Source organism: Xanthomonas sp. NCPPB 3570, from assembly GCF_056725115.1.
Map to the genome: position 1 here is coordinate 33711 of NZ_CM161513.1, position 21314 is coordinate 55024.

Annotated in this window: 15 protein-coding genes; 10 read left to right on the top strand and 5 right to left on the bottom strand. The window is 65.2% G+C overall.

All coding sequences use genetic code 11. From position 1 onward, the window contains the following. Positions 1–5: 5 nt before the first annotated feature. From lldD to AC1PLR_RS00175, 4 genes are all read right to left on the bottom strand, one after another. Positions 6–1166 (bottom strand): FMN-dependent L-lactate dehydrogenase LldD, encoded by a 1161-nt coding sequence (gene lldD, locus AC1PLR_RS00160; protein WP_481102252.1) that lies wholly within the window; start codon positions 1164–1166, stop codon positions 6–8. 13 nt (positions 1167–1179) lie between these two features. Next, complete coding sequence (gene lldR / locus AC1PLR_RS00165; protein ID WP_481102253.1) at positions 1180–1980, bottom strand: transcriptional regulator LldR; 801 nt, start codon at positions 1978–1980, stop codon at positions 1180–1182. A 103-nt stretch (positions 1981–2083) separates the two neighbouring features. Next, positions 2084–2539 (bottom strand): DUF2214 family protein, encoded by a 456-nt coding sequence (locus AC1PLR_RS00170; RefSeq protein WP_481102254.1) that lies wholly within the window; start codon positions 2537–2539, stop codon positions 2084–2086. 10 nt (positions 2540–2549) lie between these two features. Then, positions 2550–3131: a methyltransferase family protein gene (locus tag AC1PLR_RS00175; RefSeq protein WP_267107224.1), complete on the bottom strand. Its 582-nt coding sequence runs from the start codon at positions 3129–3131 to the stop codon at positions 2550–2552. 224 nt (positions 3132–3355) lie between these two features. Between AC1PLR_RS00175 and AC1PLR_RS00180 the strand changes: the two genes are divergently transcribed. The 3 genes from AC1PLR_RS00180 (at position 3356) to fabV (ending at position 6666) form a co-directional block, all read left to right on the top strand. Continuing rightward, positions 3356–4453 (top strand): sensor histidine kinase, encoded by a 1098-nt coding sequence (locus AC1PLR_RS00180; RefSeq protein ID WP_209245600.1) that lies wholly within the window; start codon positions 3356–3358, stop codon positions 4451–4453. Beyond that, positions 4450–5082, top strand: coding sequence for a response regulator (locus AC1PLR_RS00185; protein ID WP_010340637.1), 633 nt, complete (start codon positions 4450–4452; stop codon positions 5080–5082). Before AC1PLR_RS00180 ends, AC1PLR_RS00185 begins: the two co-directional genes overlap by 4 nt. 378 nt (positions 5083–5460) lie before the next feature. Further along, on the top strand, positions 5461–6666 hold the full coding sequence (gene fabV, locus AC1PLR_RS00190; protein WP_481102255.1) for an enoyl-ACP reductase FabV: 1206 nt from the start codon (positions 5461–5463) through the stop codon (positions 6664–6666). Between the two features lie 327 nt (positions 6667–6993). Here the strand turns inward: fabV and AC1PLR_RS00195 are convergent, their stop codons facing one another. Next, complete coding sequence (locus tag AC1PLR_RS00195; protein ID WP_481102256.1) at positions 6994–8016, bottom strand: PfkB family carbohydrate kinase; 1023 nt, start codon at positions 8014–8016, stop codon at positions 6994–6996. A gap of 296 nt (positions 8017–8312) precedes the next feature. On the opposite strand from AC1PLR_RS00195, the gene AC1PLR_RS00200 reads away from it, so the two are divergent. The 7 genes from AC1PLR_RS00200 (at position 8313) to AC1PLR_RS00230 (ending at position 21271) form a co-directional block, all read left to right on the top strand. Continuing rightward, positions 8313–11093, top strand: coding sequence for a TonB-dependent receptor (locus AC1PLR_RS00200; protein ID WP_481102257.1), 2781 nt, complete (start codon positions 8313–8315; stop codon positions 11091–11093). A 271-nt stretch (positions 11094–11364) separates the two neighbouring features. After that, on the top strand, positions 11365–15189 hold the full coding sequence (locus tag AC1PLR_RS00205) for a LamG-like jellyroll fold domain-containing protein (protein WP_481103654.1): 3825 nt from the start codon (positions 11365–11367) through the stop codon (positions 15187–15189). A 604-nt stretch (positions 15190–15793) separates the two neighbouring features. Beyond that, positions 15794–16684, top strand: coding sequence for a hypothetical protein (locus AC1PLR_RS00210; RefSeq protein WP_481102258.1), 891 nt, complete (start codon positions 15794–15796; stop codon positions 16682–16684). 208 nt (positions 16685–16892) lie between these two features. Next, complete coding sequence (locus tag AC1PLR_RS00215; RefSeq protein WP_295864201.1) at positions 16893–18011, top strand: hypothetical protein; 1119 nt, start codon at positions 16893–16895, stop codon at positions 18009–18011. Positions 18012–18428: 417 nt separating this feature from the next. Next, positions 18429–19511 (top strand): DUF6708 domain-containing protein, encoded by a 1083-nt coding sequence (locus AC1PLR_RS00220; RefSeq protein ID WP_481102259.1) that lies wholly within the window; start codon positions 18429–18431, stop codon positions 19509–19511. Positions 19512–20079: 568 nt separating this feature from the next. Continuing rightward, entirely contained in the window at positions 20080–20295 is a 216-nt protein-coding gene (locus tag AC1PLR_RS00225; RefSeq protein ID WP_481102260.1) for a barstar family protein, read from the top strand. A gap of 535 nt (positions 20296–20830) precedes the next feature. Continuing rightward, complete coding sequence (locus tag AC1PLR_RS00230; protein WP_481102261.1) at positions 20831–21271, top strand: hypothetical protein; 441 nt, start codon at positions 20831–20833, stop codon at positions 21269–21271. The last annotated feature ends 43 nt before the right edge of the window (positions 21272–21314 follow it).

Sequence of the window (21314 nt, forward strand, 5' to 3'; positions counted from 1 at the left end):
CGGCGTTACGCCGAGACCATCGCCTCGCGCGTCACCTGCGCCAGCGACTCGCGCGAAATCGCCGCGATCGACCTGGCGCCGGTCAGGGTCATCGCCACCCGCATCTCCTTCTCGATCAGGCCCAGCAGGTGTTCCACGCCGGCCCGGCCGGCGGTGGCCAGCGCGTAGACGAAGGCGCGGCCGAGCAGCACCGCGTCGGCGCCGAGCGCCAGCATGCGCACCACGTCCAGGCCGCTGCGCACGCCGGAGTCGGCCAGGATCTTCAGCTCGCCCTTCACCGCATCGGCGATCGACTGCAACGCCCGCGCACTGGACAGCACGCCGTCGAGCTGGCGTCCGCCATGGTTGGAGACGACGATGCCGTCGGCGCCGAAACGCACCGCATCGCGCGCGTCGGCCGGGTCGAGGATGCCCTTGATCAGCATCGGCCCGGTCCAGAATTCGCGGATCCACTCCAGGTCCTTCCACGAGATCGACGGATCGAAGTTGGCGCCGAGCCAGCCGATGTAGTCGGCCAGCCCGGTGGGGTGGCCGCGGTAGGTAGAGATGTTGCCCAGGTCGTGCGGGCGCCCGCGCAGGCCCACGTCCCAGGCCCAGCGCGGATGCGTGAGCGCCTGCAGCATGCGCCGCAGCGGCGCGTTGGGGCCGCTCATGCCCGAATGCGCGTCGCGGTAGCGCGCACCCGGCACCGGCATGTCCACGGTGAACACCAGGGTGCTCACGCCGGCCGCCTTGGCCCGCTCCAGCGCGTTGCGCATGAAGCCGCGGTCCTTGAGCACATACAGCTGGAACCACATCGGCCGGTCGATCGCCGGCGCCACTTCCTCGATCGGGCACACCGACACCGTGGACAGGGTGAACGGCACGCCCTTGGCCGCCGCCGCCCTGGCCGCCTGCACCTCGCCGCGGCGCGCGTACATGCCGGTCAGGCCCACCGGCGCCAGCGCCACCGGCAAGGCCAGGCGTTCGCCGAACAGCTCGGTGTGCAGGTCCAGCGCCGACATGTCGCGCAGCACCCGCTGGCGCAGGGCGATGTCGCTGAGGTCGGACACGTTGCGGCGCAGGGTGTGTTCGGCATAGGCGCCGCCGTCGATGTAGTGGAACAGGAACGGCGGCAGCCGGCGCTGGGCGGCGGCACGGTAGTCGGTGGCGGCGGAAATGATCATCGGGGCAGGGCGGTCAGGGAGAGGAGGGCAGGCGCGAGGCACGCGCGCGGCGTGCATCGTCCTCGTCGAGCGTGCGCAGCGCGCTGTGCACGAATTCCAGGTGTGCGTGCGCGGCGGCGCGTGCGCGTTCCGGGTCGCCGGCCAGGATCGCGTCGCGCAGCGCGCGGTGTTGGGCGTGCAGGGCGGCGAAGATGCGCGGCGAGGCGAACAACTGCTGCCGGCTCTGCGAGATGTTGGCCTGCAGCAGGTCGAACAGGCCGCGCATCACCTGCAGCAGGACGCGGTTGTGGGTGGCCTCGGCGATGGCCAGGTGGAAGTCGGCATCGGCGTGCGCCTGGGCGGTGGCATCGGCCTGCGCGTGGGTCTGCAGCAGCGCCTCGAACGCGGCGTCGATGCGCGCGCGGTCGTCGGCGGTGGCGCGCAGCGCCGCGTGCCAGGCGGTGGCGCCTTCCAGCGCATGGCGGGCCTCCAGCACGTCGAAGCGGTACTCCGGGTCGGCGTGCAGCAGCGGCAGGAACGGCTGCAGCGGCGCCACCACCTGGTCCTCCGGGGTCGGCGGCCGTTGCACGTAGGTGCCGCCGCCCACGCGCGCCCGCAGCAGCCCCTGGCTGGCGAGCTGGGCGATGGCCTCGCGCAGCACCGGGCGGGACACGCCCAGTTCCGCGGCCAGGGCGCGCTCGGCGGGCAGGCGCGCGTCGACGGCCAGGCCGCGTTGCGCGATCAGTGCGCGCAACTGGGCGGCGACCCGGTCGCTGAGCCGGGCTGGGGACTCGGCCGGGGCGTCGGCGCTGGCGGTAGCGGATAGATTGGTCATACCAATTGCGTGATAGTAAAGCGCGTGGCCTGGCCATTAGGCGCCACGTCTCACGCAACGTCAATCACCGCAGCAAGATACGGCGCGTAATTGGTCATACCAATCAGAACATTCGATAGCGCGCCATCGCCGCAGCCAGCACCACCAGCACGGCCACCAGGGCCAGTTCCAGCCCGAGCAAGCGCTGCAGCGTGCGCACCTGCGCGGGCGGCGGCGCCCAGTCAGGCTGGCGCCGCGCCTGCCGGCGCCAGCGCAGCAGGCGCAGCGTCGGCACCAGCGAAAGCAGGCCGATCGCCGCGAAGGTGCCGAGCTTGGCCCAGAACCAGGGGTTGTGCAGGTAGTAGTCGGCGCCCTTGACTCCATAGCGCACACGCAGCGCGCCGGCCGCCAGGATCAGCAGCGCGGCCACGCCGTAGATGGCGTCGATGCGGACCAGCCGCGTCAGTTGGATGCGCGCCAGCGGCGCGCGCAGCAGGGCCCATTCGGCCACCAGCGCGGCGATCAGCAGCAGCATCGCTAGGTGGTGCAGGGCGGCCAGGATCAGGTCGACAGTGCCCATCGGCGCGGCCTCACCACACCCACGGCAGCAGCCGCCAGCTGTGCGCGGCGTAGTCCGGGTAGTCCTCGGGGAAGGCCTGGGTCAGCATCGCTTCCTCCACCCGGATGCGGCGCAGGAACGCCCAGGTCACCGGCAGTACGATCGCCAGCAGCGACAGCACGTTGCCCATGCCCAGTGCCAGCCCGTAGAACGCCAGCAGCGCGCCGGTGTAGGAGGGGTGGCGCAGATAGCGGTACGGCCCATGGCGGACCAGACGGTGGCCCTCCTGGATGGTCACGTCGACGGTGAACCAGCGTGCCAGCACCCGGATCGACCACAGCCGCAGCGCCAGCCCGCCGGCCAGCAGTACGCAGGCCGTCCAGCGCAGCGGCTCCTGCAGGTGCGGCGCATACCGCCACACGCCGAGCATCGACAGCACCACGCCCAGCGCCACCGCCGCGTACAGCACACGCCACAGCAGGCGCAGCGTGCCCTGGTCGCGGGCACCGCCGTCGGCGGCGCGACGGCGGCGGCTGAGCAGCATCTCGTAGGCGCCCCAGCTCAGGCCGAGCAGCATGAACAGCAGATCCGGATGGCGCAGAGTCAGGGGCATGGCGGCGTCCTCGTGGCGGAGTGCAACAGCGGCATTGCGTGGCAAGGTGGATGAACCGGGCCCGTCCTGCGTGTCGATCGTCCGGCATGCAGCGGGTATGGACACAGTGTGCCGCGCGCGCGGTGGTGCGGCAGTGGCCGCAGGTCATGCCGTCCGCCTGCCGGAAGTCACTTTCTGCGCCCGCCCCATTGCCGTGGCATCGGCCCGCCGTCAGCATCGGCCGCATGAACCGATTCCTGCGCGACCTGATCGAACCCAAGCGCCTGGCCGGGCTGCTGACCGTGGCCACCGTGCTGTGGTCGTTCCAGTTCGCGACACATGCATTGGCCGTCTGGCGCTGGATCGCGGCGACGCTGTTCCTGCTGCCGCTGCTCGGCGCCCACTACCTGCCCGCGCGCTGGCGCGACGCCGCGCTGTGGGTCGAAGCGGCCGCGGCGATGGCCCTGGTCTGGCTGGAGCCGCACGTCGGCACCGCGCCGGTGCTGCTGGTGGTGGTGGTCGCGCAGGTGGCGTTGCAGTGGCCGCCGCGGCCGGTGCTGGCGCTGGCGCTGCTGGCCAACCTGGGCACCTTCCTGGCGCTGTCCGCCGCCGGCATCAGGCATCCGCTGCTGACCACGCTGATCTACGCCGGCTTCCATGCTTTCGCCGGCCTCAGCGCGCACTACGCGCGCACCGCCGAGCTGGCGCGCGAGGCGCTGGCGCGGGTCAACGCCGACCTGCTGGCCACCCGCGCGCTGCTGGCCGACAGCACCCGCGACGCCGAGCGCCTGCGCCTGGCCCGCGAACTGCACGACGTGGCCGGGCACAAGCTCACCGCCCTGCGCATCCAGTTGCGCCTGCTGCTGGCCGATCCGGCGCTGGCGCAACGCCCGGAGGTGGCGACGGTGGAGCGGCTGTCCGGCGAACTGCTGGCCGACATCCGCGCGGTGGTGCAGTCGCTGCGCGACGAACGCGGCGTGGACCTGGAGACGGCGCTGTGCGCCCTGGCCGCGCCGTTCCCGCGGCCGCAGCTGCAACTGCAGATCGATCCGGCGCTGCGCATCACCGATCCGCACCTGGCCGAGACCCTGCTGCGGCTGGTGCAGGAAGCCCTGACCAATGCCGCGCGGCATGCCGACGCGGCGCATGTACGGGTGCGCCTGGGCCAAGACCGGCAGCAGCTTTGCCTGGACATCGAGGACGACGGCCACCGCGCCGAGCGCATCCGCGAGGGCAACGGCATCGCCGGCATGCGCGAGCGTCTGGCCGCGCTGCACGGGCGCCTGGAACTGGGCCGCACGCCGCTCGGCGGCATGCAACTGAGCGCGAGGCTGCCGCTGTGAGCGCGCTGCGGATCGCCCTGGCCGACGACCAGGTGCTGGTGCGCGCCGGCCTGCGCGCGCTGCTGCAGACCCAGGGCATCGTCGTCGCCTGCGAGGCCGACGACGGCCAGGCCTTGCTCGACGTGGTGGCGGCCACGCCGGTGGACGTGGTGCTCAGCGACATCCGCATGCCGGGCATGGACGGCATCCAGGCGCTGCAGCAGTTACGCGCGCGCGGCGACCGCACGCCGGTGCTGCTGCTCACCACCTTCGACGACTCGGACCTGCTGCTGCGCGCCACCGCCGCCGGCGCGCAGGGCTTTCTGCTCAAGGACGCCGCGCCGGAAGACCTGCGCGAGGCGATCGCGCGCGTGGCCGCCGGCGAGACCCTGCTGCAGCCGGTCAGCACCGACCCGGTGCGCGCGCGCTACCGCTACCGCGACGAGGACGCGCCGCGCGACACCTTCAACGAACGCGAAGTGGCGATCCTGCGCCTGCTTGCCGGCGGCTATTCGAACAAGGAGATCGCGCGCAGCCTGTTCCTGGCCGAGGGCACGGTGAAGAACTACGTCTCCACCATCCTCGACAAGCTCGGCACGCGCGACCGCACCCGCGCGGTGCTCAAGGCGATCACGCTACGCATCATCTGATGCGTGCACGAGCGGTGACGCTGCGACGTCCACCGGCAGCGCGTCGGGACTGAAGTCCCTCCCACACTGTCTCCATCCGGCATCGTGGCACCGTCCCAATGGCGGCACCGTCCGACATCGTAGGAGCGGCTTCAGCCGCGACAACCGATGTTGCGGTGCGTGGCTCCCCGATAAGCGCTTTGCCTTCCCGCCAGCACAGCATCCGCTACCGCGATGCCGCCTTTGGTGGGAGCGACTTCAGTCGCGACGCGACCCATCCGAACGCGCGCGCACACCCGCAGTACGCTCCATACCCCGCCGTGTGCTACCACCGGGACTTCTGTGCGCCCGCCGCAGACATTAAGATGCCGCGGGGCATCCAGCCGAGAGGACATCACGTTGATCATCCACCCGAAAGTTCGCGGTTTCATCTGCACCACCACGCATCCGCTCGGTTGCGAGCGCAACGTGCTCGAGCAGATCGCCGCCACGCGCGCGCGCGGCGTGCGCGGCGACGGGCCGAAGAAGGTCCTGGTGATCGGCGCCTCCAGCGGCTACGGCCTGGCCTCGCGCATCACCGCCGCGTTCGGCTTCGGCGCCGCCACCCTCGGCGTGTTCTTCGAGAAGCCCGGCAGCGAGAAGAAGGCCGGTACCGCCGGCTGGTACAACGCCGCCGCCTTCGACAAGCACGCCAAGGCCGCCGGCCTGTACAGCAAGTCGATCAATGGCGACGCGTTCTCCGACGAGGCGCGCGCCAAGGTCATCGAACTGATCAAGCAGGACATGGGCGGCCAGGTCGACCTGGTGGTGTATTCGCTGGCCTCGCCGGTGCGCAAGCTGCCGGGCACCGGCGAAGTGAAGCGCTCGGCGCTCAAGCCGATCGGCCAGACCTACACCGCCACCGCCATCGACACCAACAAGGACGCGATCATCGAGGCCTCGATCGAGCCGGCCACCGAGCAGGAGATCGAAGACACCGTCACCGTGATGGGCGGGCAGGACTGGGAACTGTGGATCGATGCGCTGGACGCCGCCGGCGTGCTCGCCCCGGGCGCGCGCACCGTGGCCTTCAGCTACATCGGCACCGAGATCACCTGGCCGATCTACTGGCACGGCGCGCTGGGCAAGGCCAAGGTCGACCTCGACCAGACCGCGCAGCGCCTGCACGCCCGCCTGCAGCAGCACGGCGGCGCAGCCAACGTGGCGGTGCTGAAGTCGGTGGTCACCCAGGCCAGCGCGGCGATCCCGGTGATGCCGCTGTACATCTCCATGGTCTACAAGATCATGAAGGAAAAGGGCCTGCACGAAGGCACCATCGAGCAGGCCGACCGCCTGTTCCGCGAACGCCTGTACCGCGAGGACGGCCAGCCCGCGGCCACCGACGACGAGAACCGCCTGCGCCTGGACGACTGGGAACTGCGCGACGACGTGCAGGACGCCTGCAAGGCACTGTGGCCGCAGGTGACCACCGAGAACCTGTTCCAGCTCACCGACTACGCCGGTTACAAGCACGAGTTCCTCAAGCTGTTCGGCTTCGAGCGCCAGGACGTGGACTACGACGCCGAGGTCGACCCGGACGTGAAGTTCGATTGCGTGGAGCTCTGAGGAGCCGGGATTGGGGAGTGGGGATTCGGGAGTAGTCGTGTCCCGGATCCTGGAAAGAACATGCGGCCGGCAGCGATGTCGGCCGTTTTCTTTTGCACCTCGCATCGCCAACGTGCGATGGCCGGTCGCGGCTGAAGCCGCTCCTACGAGAGCACGCGCTGCACCCGTAGGAGCGGCTTCAGCCGCGACAATCGAAGCCGCGATGCCCGAACTGCCCCCACACCATCAGGACTAAAAAACCCGCCACATCGCAACACCAATCCGCACGCAAACCCGCAGCGCCAGCGCCTTCACGATTCCCCACTCCCATTCCCCATTCCCGGCTCTTCACCGCCTCACATCGAACCGCGTCGCCCCCACACACGCCTGCACCTCGGCCTCGCTCAGCGCCAGCATGTCGCCCGGCAGCGTGTGCTTGAGGCAGCCGGCGGCCAGGCCGAAGCGGATCGTGGCGGTGTCGTCCCATCCGCGGCTCAACCCGTGCAGCACGCCGGCGGCGAAGGCGTCGCCGCCGCCGATGCGGTCGACGATGCCGCTCAGCTCCTCGGCCGGCGCCTGCGCCACGCTGCCGTCGCGGCGCAGCAGCATCGCGCCCAGGCTGTGCCGGTCCACGCTGTGCGCCGCGCGCTGGGTGCAGGCCATCGCCTGCAGCTGCGGGAACGCGGCAAAAGCATCGCGCGCGCCCGCCTCCACCCGCGCTTGCACGCTGTCCTGCGGGTAGCGGTGGCCCAGCACCACCTCCAGGTCGCGGTAGTCGGCGAACAGCACGTCCGCCTGGTTCAGCAGTTGCCGCAGGATGCCCGGCGCATCGCCATTCCAGGCTTCCCACAATTTGGGCCGGTAGTTGCCGTCGAACGACACCCGCACCCCGGCCGCGCGTGCCGCCTGTGCCGCGGCCAGCGCCGCCGCCGCGCCGCGTTCGCCCAGCGCCGGGGTCACCCCGGACAGATGCAGCCACTGCGCGTCCCGCAGCAGCGCCGGCCAGTCGTGCTGGTCGCCCGCATCCAGCGCGAAGGCCGAGCCGGCGCGGTCGTAGGTGACCTCGCTGGGCCGGTGCCCGGCGCCGGTGCTGAGGAAGTACAGGCCCATGCGCCCTGGCACGAAGCGGATGCCGCCGGTGTCCACGCCATGCCGGCGCAGTTCGCCGGCCGCGCCCTGGCCCAGCGGGTTGTCGGGCAGCACGCTGACCACCGAGACGGCATGGCCGAAATGCGCCAGCGCCACGCCCACATTGGCCTCGGCACCGCCCACCTGCACCTCCAGCCGCGGCGTCTGCAGCAGCCGTTCGTGGCCCGGCGCGCCCAGGCGCAGCAACAGTTCGCCGAAGCAGACGATGCGGGAAACGGTCATGGCGGGCGGGTCCGGGCGGCCGAAGGGACGCCAAGCATGCCGCGAAACGCGCACCTCGGCCAGAAATACTGACTAGCGGTGTCATTTTCGTGCGGCAGCACGCGGTTCGGCACTGGCCCGCGTCGCGATCGTGCGCTATCTCATTGACTGGAAAGACCCTGCGGCCGCCGTGCACTCTGTTGCGCTGCAAGATGCCGCAATGTTTCGCAACTGTTAACGTTGGTTTTGACTAGCGGTGTCATTCGCGACAACGCCCGTAGTTCAACGCCGTCATGGAACCCTTGGGAGGGGAGGACATGCAATCACGTACCGAACGCCGGAAGACACCGGTTACCTTGCTCGCGCTGTCGATCAGCCTGGCCCTGCAGGCCGGTGCGCTGCAGGCGCAGGAGGCTCCGGCGGCGTCCGCGCCACCCGCCACGGCCTCGGCCGATGCCACCACCGAGCTCGACACCGTCGTCGTCACCGGCTACCGCGCCAGCGTGGAGAAGGCGCTGGACATCAAGCGCGCCGAGAAGGGCATGGTCGACGCCATCGTCGCCGAGGACGTGGGCAAGTTCCCCGACACCAACCTGGCCGAATCGCTGCAGCGCATCCCCGGCGTGGTCATCACCCGCGACGCCGGCGAAGGCCGCAACATCTCCGTGCGCGGCCTCGGCCCGGACTTCACCCGCGTGCGCATCAACGGCATGGAAGCGCTGACCACGGTCGGCGCCAGCGACCAGAGCGGCGGCACCAACCGCGGCCGCGGCTTCGACTTCAACGTGTTCGCCTCGGACCTGTTCACCCAGATGGTGGTGCGCAAGACCGCCTCGGCCGACGTGGAGGAAGGCTCGCTGGGCGCCACGGTCGACCTGCGCACCGCGCGGCCGTTCGACTACGACGGCTTCACCTTCGCCGCCAACGGCCAGGCCACCTACAACGGCATGTCGCAGAAGGCCGATCCGCGCATCGCCGCGCTGGTCGCCAACACCTGGGCCGATGGCACCTTCGGCGCGCTGATGTCGGTGGCCTATTCCGAGCGTCAGGTGCTCGAGGAAGGCAGCGGCACCACGCGCTGGGCCAACGGCCCCAGCAACAACGGCTACAGCGCCGCCTCGCCGTTCGCTGCGGCCAACAGCGCCAACGTGTTCAGCCCGCGCATCCCACGCTACACGCAGATGGAGCACGAGCAGAACCGCCTGGGCGTGACCGGCTCGCTGCAGTGGAAGCCCAACGACAGCACCGAGTTCTCGCTGGACGGCCTGTATTCCAAGATCGACGCCAAGCGCGACGAGCACTACATCGAGGCGATCAGCTTCAGCCGCGGCCGCTCGCAGAACGGCAAGCCGGACATGATCGTGCGCGACGGCTACGTCGATCCGGCCTCCGGCGCGCTGCTGTACGGTCGCTTCGACAACGTCGACATCCGCTCGGAGAACCGCCACGACGAGTGGAACACGGTCTTCAAGCAGCTCACCCTCAACGGCGAGCACCGCTTCAGCGACACCTTCAAGATCACCGGCGAGATCGGCAGTTCCAGTTCCAAGCACCGGAACCCGATCCAGACCACGATCATCATGGACAAGAACAACGTCGCCGGGTACAGCTACGACTACCGCAACAGCTACACCTCGCCGGTGTTCAACTACGGCATCGACCCGACCGCCGCCAACGGCTGGACCCTGGCCGAAGTGCGCATGCGTCCGCAGTCGGCCAACAACAGCTTCGACACCGGCTCGCTGAACTTCGAGTGGAACCTGGGCCCGAACTTCACCCTCAAGGGCGGCGTGCTGGCCAAGAACTACGGCTTCGACACCAAGGAGTTCCGCCGCGCCTCCGAAACCAGCGTGCCGACCTTCGCCACCGGCAACCGCATCGTGCCGGTCGACCTGGTGACGCTGGCCGGGCTCAAGGGCATCGAGGGCTCGCCGTCGAACTGGGCGGTGCCCGACCTCAACGGCATCGCCGATGCGCTGGGCATCTACAGCGGCACCGGCACCTGGACGCTGACCGAGCGCGCGGTCAACACCCGCAGCGTGGAAGAGAAGGACCGCGGCGCCTGGTTGATGGGCGACTTCGCCTTCGACATCGGCGCGATCCCGTTCTCCGGCAACGTCGGCGTGCGCTACGTGAAGACCAAACAGTCCTCCACCGGCTACGCCCTGGTCGGCTCCAACCTGATCAACACCACGGTCGAGCGCGACTACCACGACACCCTGCCGTCGCTGAACCTGGTCGCCGAGATCACCCCGGACTTCCTGATCCGCTTCGGCGCAGCCAAGGTGATGACGCGGCCGGGCCTGGGCAGCCTGACCCCGGGCGTGACGGTCGCCGTCGCCGGCGGCGCGCGCACGGTCAGCGGCGGCAATCCGAACCTGGATCCGATCCGCGCCAAGACCGCCGACCTCGGTTTCGAGTGGTACCTGCAGGAAGGCGCGATGCTCGGCCTGGCGCTGTTCTACAAGGACATCGACAGCTTCGTGCAGACCGCGCGCACCATCGCCCCGTACTCCAGCAGCGGCCTGCCGGTCAGCCTGCTCGACGGCACCGGCGCGGCGGCCAGCGACGACTTCGTCTTCAGCGTGCCGCTCAACACCCCGGGCGGCAAGCTGAAGGGCGCCGAGTTCAACTACATCCAGCCCTTCAGCTTCCTGCCGGGCAAGTGGGCCAACTTCGGCACCCAGCTCAACTACACCTACGTGCAGTCGAAGATCCAGTACGTCACCGGCACCGGCGCGCTGTCGTTCAACACCGACCTCACCGGCCTGTCGAAGAACTCGTACAACGCCACGCTGTTCTACGAAGGCGAGCGCTTCAGCGGCCGCGTGTCGCTGACCCACCGCGACGGCTACCTGACCCAGGTGCCGGCGACGGAAACCGGCTTCGACATGCACGGCATGCGCGGCACCAATGTCGTCGACGCCAAGCTGACCTACAAGATCGACGAGAAGATCGACATCAGCCTGGAAGGGTCGAACCTGACCAACGTGCCGTACTACGAGTGGGTGCAGACCAGCGCCACCGGCGCGCAGCTGCCGCTGACCTACAGCGAGACCGGCCGCCAGTACGCGATCGGGGTGCGTTACAAGTTCTGATGTCTGCGTGCGCCGGTGCCGCGCTGCGGCATCGGCAACGCCCCGCTGCCCGCATACTCGCGGGCCGGGGAGGGAGATCGACGCGCGCCGTCATGGCGCGCGCCGATCGCAAAGGAGCGAGATGAACCAGGCAATTCGCAGTGGCGCCGCCGCCGACCACATCGTCGCGGCTGAAGCCGCTCCTACGCGCGCACCGGCTCCTCGTAGGAGCGGCTTCAGCCGCGGTAGCCGGCCTCGTTCTTCCACGGCGCTGCCCATGCGCCTGCGCCGCATGCTCCACAGGCTCGCCCTGCTGTGCGGACTCTTGTGTCCCACCATCGCCACAGCCGCTCCACCCGAACTCCTCTTCCGCGTCTCCGCCGACCATGGCCTGGACGCCGACGTCGCCCAAGGCGACCCGACACCCAACTTCCGCGACAAGATCGCCCTGGTCCCCACCGGCGTCTCCGGCCAGGCCATCGAATGGGCCGACGACGGCGTGCTGTCCTGGAACGCCCCCGGCAACCTCTACACCCAGCGCGGCACGCTGTCGTTCTTCTGGCGCTCGCGCTACCCGGTGGGCGAAGCCCCGTTCGTGATCTTCCGCGTCGGCTACGCCGACCACACCAGCTGGGACATGGCCTGGCTGCGTATCGACTGGAACGGCCGCGGCTTCGATGCCTTCGTCACCGACGCCAACCTGGCGCGCACCCGCGTCTCCTTCAAGCTCGACAAGATCCCCGCGCCCAGCGCCTGGACCCACCTGGCCTTCGCCTGGGACGAGACCCGCGGCGTGCGCCTGTACGTGGACGGCAAGGAAGCCGCACGCGTCGACTGCACCCAGGTCTGCGCCGATGGCGGCTCGCTCGACTTCGACGCCGCGCTCGACCAGCTCGGCCTGGCCGCGCGCGTGCTGGCGCCGCACCAGGTGCAGAGCCGCTACAACTTCCTGCGCGGCAGCGATTTCGACGAGATCCGCGTCTACGACCGCATGCTCGATGCCGCCGGCGTCGCCGCGTTGGCCCGGCAGCAGGAACCGCGCAGCGCCGAGACCGTACCCGACAGCGCCGCGCGCAATGCCTGGCTGCACCGCTTCGGCTGGGACCGCGGCCGCGCACCGCCGGCGCTGGATGCCCCGTCCACGCGCATCCGCAAGGTCGAGTTCGCCGACGCCAAGGACCTGAAGGAGTGGATGTGGAAGGCGACCGACGGTATCGCCGAGACCACCTGGCCCGGCGTCTACAACCGCTCGCGCCTGCCCGGCCGCAACGACTACTTCCAGCTGCCGGACTGGAACGTCTACGTCGAAGGCGGCAAGGCGCTGGACCTGGCCCTGCCCGACGAACCGTTCAACCGCATCGAACTGCGCGGTGCCGCCTATGGCCAGGCCACTTATGCCGCCGAAGGCGCCACGCCCACGCCGCTGTTCTCGCGCGCCCAGGGCACTGTGCGCAGCGTCGACCAGTTCGAGCGCCGCCGCGGCGGCCACCTGCGCTTCACCAATGTCGCCCAGGAAACCCCGATCCAGGAAATCTGGGCCTACGACGTCGGCGCCGGCGCCGAGCCGGCCAACCCCAGCGCCACGCTGCGCTACACCGTGCGCAGCGACATCGCCCCGGACTACGCCAACCTCGCCGCGCTGCGTGCCTACATCGCCGGGCGCTACCCGCCGGACGAGCGCAGCACCGTGGTCGCGCTGCCGACCAAGGCGCCCCAGCGCAAGCGCGCCGACGACAAGGCCGCGGCGCCGCCGCTGCCCATCGTGCATGTGCTCATCCCCTCCAACCTAGGCGACGCACCGGCCGCGCAGCCACTGATGCGCAGCTGGTCCTACGGCTGGGAGAACATGCACGACGGCCTGGACGGCATCGCCATCGACCTGCCGGCACTGCAACTGCCGGCCACGCACAACGGCCTGATCCCGCTCAACATCCGCGTCAAGGATCCGATCTGGCCCGGCCGCGACATGCTCGACGTGTCGGTGTCGGTCGCGCCCGGGCAGGCGCGCACGCTATGGCTGGACCTGCGCGACCGCATCCTGACCGACGACAGCCTGATGCTCAGCATCGCCTCGGCCGCCCCCGGCTTCGACGCGCGCGCGCTGGACGGCGCGCAGATCCGCCTGCTGTTCAAGCCGCGCGAGCAGGCCAAGGCCGAGCACATCGCCGACCGCTTCAACCAGGTCAAGGACAACTGGGGCTTCCTGGTCGAGGAACACACCACCTCCAAGCGCCAGCGCCTGTACGCGCGCCTGGACGCCGACATCCACGACCTGCTGCGGGTGGACCCGGACAACGCGCTGGGCCGCCAGTACTGGGCCGACATCAGCTACGGCAACCAGGGCTCGCTGCCGGTGCAATTGCCGCAGCCGCCCAAGGGCGTGCCGGGCTGGGCGTTCTGGCAGCTGGAAGACCTCAAGGCCACGCGCCGCTACATCAACTGGTGGATCGACGAACGCCAGGTCGACTACGGCGATTTCGGCGGCGGCATCTCCGACGATTCCGACCTCACCCAGCAATGGCCCGGCGTCGCCCTGATGGGCGTGGACCCGGACAAGCTCAACGCCTCGCTCACCGCCCTGTCCGACGCCAACTACCGCAACGGCATGTTCACCGACGGCCTCTCCACCATCGAGACCGACGAACTGCATTCCTACGAGGACGGCATCAACATCAACAGCGAGATGCTCTACCTCAACTGGGGCGACCCGCTGACGGTGGAGCGGCTGATGCGCACGGTGAAGGCGTTCGACAACATCATCCAGGTCAACCCGCAGGGCCACCTGCTGTTCGCCAGCAACTGGTTCGGCGGGCGCAAGGTCTACCGCGAGCCGAACTGGCAGTGGCAGAAGCCCTACTCGTTCCCGATCCTGCACCCGGCGCTGCTGCTGGGCGGCTACAACGCCGACCCCAACAGCCGCCGCATCGTCACCGGCCTGGCCGACGGCTACCTGGCCCATGCTTACACCGACGCCAAGGGCCAGTGGGCGCTGCCCAACGAGATCAACTGGGCCACCGGCAAGACCCGCGGCGGCAGCCTGTTCGACGGCAGCGGCGGCCCCGACACCCTGCACACCTTCTGGGCCGCCTACCGCTGGACCGGCGACGCGCGCTATCTGAAGGCGATCGACTACCGTGTCGCCAAGGCCGGCCCCGGCGGCCTGTCCCTGCTCAACGAGAACTTCCTCGACGTGCTCGGCAAGCGCGACAGCTGGGGCGCCAGCTTGGCGAAGGCGGCAGCAGATGCCGACCCCGACGACGCCCCGGACTTCGCCCACCACGTCGCCTGGGAACAGAGCGGCGATACGCGTTGGCTGGAAACCCTGTACCGCGCCGAGACCCGCGACAAGCTGCAGACCTTCTACATGAACACCGAAGGCCACTGGTGGAGCGACCGCGTCGAATCGCCCACTGTGAACCTGCAGCGCGCCCGCCTCGGCGGCGTCGCCCTCAAGCGCAACCAGACCTACCCCGGCCACACCGTCAGCTGGCGCTTCGCCGATCCCGAAGGTGCCGTGCAGGTAGCGGTGCTGCTGCCGAAGCCGCGGCAGGATCGCTTCACCGTCATCGGTTACAACACCAGCGGCAAGACTCAGCGGGCGCAGATGACCGGGTGGAATGTTGCCGCCGGGCAGTGGCGGATGCGCTCGGGCGTGGATCGCGATGGCGATGGGAAGATCGATGGCAAGGCCACCACCAGTGAATTCGCGTTCGAGAAGAGCGGGGCGGTGAACGTGGAGTTCCCCGCCGGCAAGACGGTGGTGATGGAGTTCGAGCTGGTCACGCCGGCGGCGGTGCCGGTTGAACAGCGGCCGGATCTGGGGATTGGGCGGGGGGATGTGCGGGTGACGGGCGATGCCATCGAAGTCACCGTGCATAGCCTGGGGCATGTGGATGCGCCGGCGGGGTTTGTGGTGTTGGAGGATTCGCGGGGTCGGGAATTGGCGCGGGCGGGGTTTGCTGCGTTGGAGGCGCCGCGGGATTTGGAGCCTAGGACGGCCCAGGTGCGGCTGGCGGTGCCGCGTGGTGCGAGTGCCAAGGGAGGTCGGCTGCGTGTCGTCACCCAGGGCGACGTCGCAGAACTGACGCAGAGAAACAATGCAGGGGATGTGCCTTGATTTAATTGGACCCACATCAAGACGCGCTCTTGCCTAGCGGAACGCGCATTCAACTCGGAATGTCCCCGACTGACGGCTTACATTTGTCTCCCAAAAAAGTGTGACGCCGTGCTACAACAGGATCATCTGTGGGGGAGAACGGACTTCCATAGGACCTGATCGGACGGTTGCGCCTGGGGATACGCGGCGCAGAGCGTCCATGTGTAATGAGAACGCTAGGACGCCAATTTTCTCAGGGGAAATCGATGTTTACCAAAGTCTCGATCATCGCGACGCTGGCCGGGTTTGCCATGTGTCTGGCGGCTGTATCTGCGGACGCACGTGTGCGTGCGGCGGGTTCACACCACACGACCAGTCATGGGGGGCACTACACGTTGGGCCATGGCTCTTCGCATAAGGGCGGTAGCTATCGTAGTCCAAGCACCAATAATCAATACCGCCGGCATAAGTCCTAATTTTTATAAGTTACGAACTTCTTGACCGAATAGCCATTTTGGCAGAGCAAATGGCATCAGTTTGCTCTTTCCCGTGCCCAGCATCTTAAAACCTGCACTCTGACCCGGTTCTCTATGCATTAGTTGCTGCAATAAACGGAGTCGCTGCCATGCCAAAGCAAGTAAGGACGCTCTCGTTATATCGCAAGATTATCGATCAACTCCCTGAGTTCAGGCTCGTGAGTTCGACCCTTACTGATCGTCTTGCACGCGCCCTCGGATTCGACGGAATCCCCAAAGAAGGAGACTCCATCCTCCCAAGCTCCAACGGGGTTGCAACGATCTTCAACGCTCGAGGAAAAGAGATCGTAAGGCGCGACCTTCCTATGGAGACGCGATCTCGCATGATCAACACGACATGGCAAGACTGGCATGGCCAGACACACCACGGAATACAGATACGAGACTATGAAGCGTATCCGAGAGATTTAATTCCACCGCCAGGTGAATTTCTTACGGCGATGCGTAAGAATGGCCAAATCGTGGCTGCTTCCCGCATCATACAGCGAGACGAGGATGAATCTGACATCGTTATTATTATAAATATGTTTTTAGAATGTTTTCCTAACTTCGAAATCGTTCGGCCAGACCTCACCGAACCCACCGAAATTAGAAAGATCAACTGGAAGATCCTTCCGCAAGGCCAGTATCCATTTGAGCGTGCTCGACAAGCTCTAGAGGAATACCTTCAACAACTCTCGGAAGATGATAGGGCAACCGCAACGGAAAGAATTCGCGGCATTACCCGGCACAATCCAGACTTTATTGCCATTGGACTTGGCGGATTCAGTGATTACGTCGTCTTCGGGTTCACTGGAAGGCATCGATATGTTCTTGAGAGTCCAAACGCAGGCAATGCAACTTACGTGTTTCGCAATAAATGGGAAGATTTTTCCAAATTAAGCAAACGAGAGATCCTCCAAGAGAATCTTCAAGAAGCGCGACTCGTGCATAACAGCAGATGGCATAGGTCGGTCAGTGACGTCATCAACAGCTCGTAGAGGTATCCATCAACTTGAAAACAGGGGTCAGAGTACACTTTTCTTGTGAGGGCGGAATAGGGGTCAGAGTGCACTTTTTTGTTTGCTACACCTATGAAAGTTCACTCTGAACCAAGTTTTAAGAGCAGCCAACAATTCATTCAAGCCGACGCCGCCTCGGCTCGACCTATTTCCAACGTTAGACGATATTACACAACAAGGATATCTCATGGCCTCTAGAAAGCCCTCAAAAGGTAAAACGGCCTCAGCCCGAGCTAAGAAAGCTCCAGCCAAGAAACCAGCTGATCGTGTTTCTGCCAAGAAGGCGGCCAAGCGTGCTTCTGCAAAGGAGAAGTCTCCTCCCGCGAAGTACCCACGCCATGCCGTGGAAAAGGCACTGAGGATCCCGAAGGCAATCTTGGATCAAAATGCAGGTCGCTCCTGCACGGTCAAGGAAGCAGCCGCATTCTTAGGACTGGGAGAAGCTGGTCCATTTCAGACCGAAGTTAGTTCAGGCATTAAATATGGATTTCTAGATCGTCCGGTAGCGGGCCAAGTGCAAGTTACGGATAGGGCCAAGCAAATTTTACGGCCTCAGGATCCCGATGATCGGCTGCGCGGAATCCGCGAAGCCGTACTCTCGGCCCCCGTGATCTCAGATGTATACGGGCACTATCGAGGTGAATATATTCCAGATGCACAGTTCTTCCACAACGCCTTAGTTGACACTTTTGATGTTCCGGCGGACAAAGTGGACGAATTCCAGGACGTTTTTTTGGAGTCGCTCGCTTCCGCCGAGTTGGTTGCTGAATCTGAAGGTAAGCATCGAGTGCTAGATGTGAGTTCGGGCCACGAACAAAGTCCAGGCAACACAGCCACGTTTAAGAAGTTAGATAGGGCGGTAAAAGTTGAGGCCGGGGAAAGCTGCTTCGTCATGATGCCATTCGCTGTTCCGCAGGGCGACTACTATTCAAAGATCTACAAGCCGGCCATTGAAAAAGCAGGCCTGCGGCCGGTTCGCGCAGACACTGAAATATTTGGAACTGGGAAAATAATGGATCAAATATGGTCCGGAATACATGCAGCAAGAGTCCTTGTCGCAGAACTGACGACGAGGAATCCAAATGTATTTTATGAGCTTGGCCTAGCGCACGCACTTGAGAAACCTGTCGTATTAGTCTGTGGTAACGAATCAGACGTTCCTTTTGATCTTAAACATATTCGTGTAATTTATTACGACACAAGCGACCCATTCTGGGGAAGCAAGTTGATGGATAAGGTTGCGGAAAACATTTTATCAGCTATTGCAAATCCAGAAGAGGCGGTACTAAAGCGAAGGAATGAATGATATCGTCTAACAATTAATTTAGACCGACGCCACAATGAGTAACCGGATCGGGTTAACTTTGATTTTTGTATAATGGATTTAGTTTTAAGCAACGGGCTCAGGACGACCTATTGGTTGATCGTGGTGGGTTTGCGTGGCCGATGGGCTGGCCTGACACCAGCGAAGCCGCAGGAAACAGGGGTCAGAGTGCATTTTTATTGTATGCAAGGCAATTTAAAGTTAGCTCTGACCCCAGTTCTGTTTGGCGTCATATGGTGCCGGCCCGCGTAGCATAGACCGCTGCGCCGCTGCCTTCGAGTGCGTCAGCCGCGGGCTCGACATGCTCATCGTGAATAAACCCTGGCCATGGCCCGAACCAAGAACGACAAGCACCCTGTCTCCGTATCCAAGCCATCGGCATCTGGCCGGCCACTGGGCATGTCCTATCTCGACTGGCTCGGCCAGGCGGCCTGCGACGAGTTCTTCAAGCTGCACGACAACGAAGTGTTCAGGGGCATCGGCGCCGGGGCGGTGCTCTTGCCGCCGCACAGCGTACCGGCCAGCCGATCGCCCCGTAGCGGTTGCGCGGTCATCGAGGCGTTTCCGCATGGGCTGGCGTACGGCAGCATGATGACTTTGCTCGTAGGCTATCTTGCTTTCGGAGCAATCGCCATCATGAGCCCTTTGCTCGCTTTGCTGATTCCAATGCTCTTCACAAGTTTCGATGCGTTCTCGGCTGTGTTCGGTGGAATCATGCTGTTGGCTACTACGTTCATGCTCCGCTTCGACCTCATCGGCTACCGCCACGCACCCACCCTGTTCGACCGCAACGCCGGCAAGGTCCATGTCTTCAAGGACAACACGCGTCTCTTCGGCTGGTGGCCGCTCTGGGGCGGGGGCGGCCAGCACGAGATCCTCAGCTACGACTGGGCCTGCGTGCGCGCCCAGGTCGTCCGCTTCAAGACATTCACCGGCACCGTCGCACAGGACAACGCCACTCTGCAGATGATCGTGCTGGCCGCGCCCGGCGATACCCGCGTGGTCGGCCAGTTCGGCCTGGGCCTGACCAGTAGCGCCATCGCCGTGCAGCCCCTGCTCGATAACTGGGAGCACATCCGCCGCTTCATGGAGCACGAAGGGCCGCTGTTCGTCGAAGGCGACGGGCCCAATGAGGCCTTGTTCGAGATGCGCTTGGCGCGCTGCATCTTCTTCGGCCAACCCTTCATCGGCCCGGGCAGTGCGGAGCATTGGAAGCACCCCGACCTGGGCGCCATCCTCTGGCAGGTCATCGCCATCCCGCTCTTTCCGCTGACCATGCTCTACGGCCTGATCCGCTGGGCCAGTTTCCACATCAAGAGTAAGCCCGCATGGCCGCCTGAAGTGCTGTCCAGCGTGGGCGGCGCCCCCTTGCATGGCAGCGCGCTGGACGCTTGGCGCCATGTGGTGCCGGACCGCGCAGCAGGGGCCGCCTCGCGGCTGCCTGCGAGCGCGTCAGCCTCGGGCGCGACACGCTCAGCGTGAATAAGAGCGGCTCCCAAAACCCAGCGAAGCGGTTCTGGCGAGGCACCGCATCGAAGGCAGTACGAGTAGTACGACAAGATGCGGTAACGACGCCAGAAGGGTTTTGTGAGCCGCTCTAAACCCTGAACATGGCCCGAACCAAGAACGAAAAGCACCCAGCCTCCGGACCCAAGCTATCGGCATCTGTGAAAACAGGGGTCAAAGTACACTTTGCATGCGCGACGATTTTAAAGTTCGCTCTGGCCCCAGTTATACTCAATGGCGTCGCGCTTGTCCTTCAAGATTTTCCAGATGCGGACAATGATGGCCGGCTTAGCAGGAGGCTAGACGAGTCACTGGCTATGTACAATGCTGGTAACGCACACGGCGGTGTACATCGTCTGCAAGACTTCCAAGGTCTCATTTTCAAAGCTGCAGCATGACTCGGGCGCCTAACAATTCATTCAAACCGCCGCCACTTCGCGGCGCGGATTAATCTAGATACCACGTAAATCTCATGGCACGCGTCCCTGTGATTCGAATTGAGCTCGGAAACGTAACGTCCGCGAAGGATCTGCATACCCTTCTCATGGAGTCGCTCGGCTTCCCTAGCTGGTATGGCCGCAATTGGAATGCATTTTGGGACGCCATCACCGGTCTGGTAGAAATGCCTGAGCAACTAGTTCTAGACGGCTGGCAGCAGTTTTCATTGCGCATGCCCACGGATGCGCAACTGATGTGCAAGTGCCTCGAGGACATGTCCGATATGTATCCCCATCTTTCTTCAACAGTCGTGTATACCTAACATCCCGTTCAAGGTGCACGCACTGTCGTGCGTCGCTTAGCTCCATCGATAGGCTTCTTACAACGAGGGATAGCGGAGGTGGATTGAGTTATTCGTTGATCGTGTGGGTTTGGGTAGCCGATGGGCTAGCCTGACACCCGCGAACCGGCGGGTCTTGGCCTAGACCATGCCACGAAACGCATGATGGCCGAGAGCCAGCTGTTGCTGGAGGCGAATGCGGATGTAGGCACGCAGTTCGTCGCTCAAGCAAGGCGCGATAAGCACTGCCGGAAGGTGGCGACGTCAGGGAGCCACGGCTGCGCGTAGTGGCTGGAGGGGAGGTGGCCGAAGTAACACAGCGCAACGAAGTGCTTGATCTTGAGTGAAATCCGAAAGCGGTGGATTGAGCGAGAACGGCTACCCCAAAAAATGGAGACATGGCGCTTTGCGCGGAAGCTGGGTTACTGACGTTCAGGCCGGATTGACGGCGCTCATTGGCTCAGCCAGGATTGCATGATGCCGCGTTTAGGCGATCCAACAGGTGGCTAGGTACTGCATGAGAATTTTCACGATATTAGCGATAGGGCTTGTTATTTTCTGGTCGCAGGTTGCGTCCGCGTGCGAGTTCTTTGATCTAAAGCCCGAAAAGGTTGTGGCTCTTAAGGACAACCTTGTGATTGCCTATCCGGCGGAAATTTCGAATGTTCCTCGTGCCGCGAACGATCCGAGCTATAGGCAGCCGTTTCGCCAGACGATTTTGTGGACGGTAGTCGTGAGCTGGAAGGGTCAATACAAGCCAGGTGATCAATTCACCACGCGCCAAGACCTCAACCGATCTGGAATGTGCAGCCCTGGCGCCGGAAACTATACCAAGAAGCCGCTGTTGTTGGCCTTCAGCGGTCGTGAGCCATACCAATCTTTCTGGGAATTTTCAGTAGAGCATGACGTTGAGAAGTTTAAGTATCTTCAAAAGAAGCGGGTCCGGGGCGGAACCTGACAATTCATCCAAGCCAACGCCGCCTCGCGGTGCGGTTTAATTC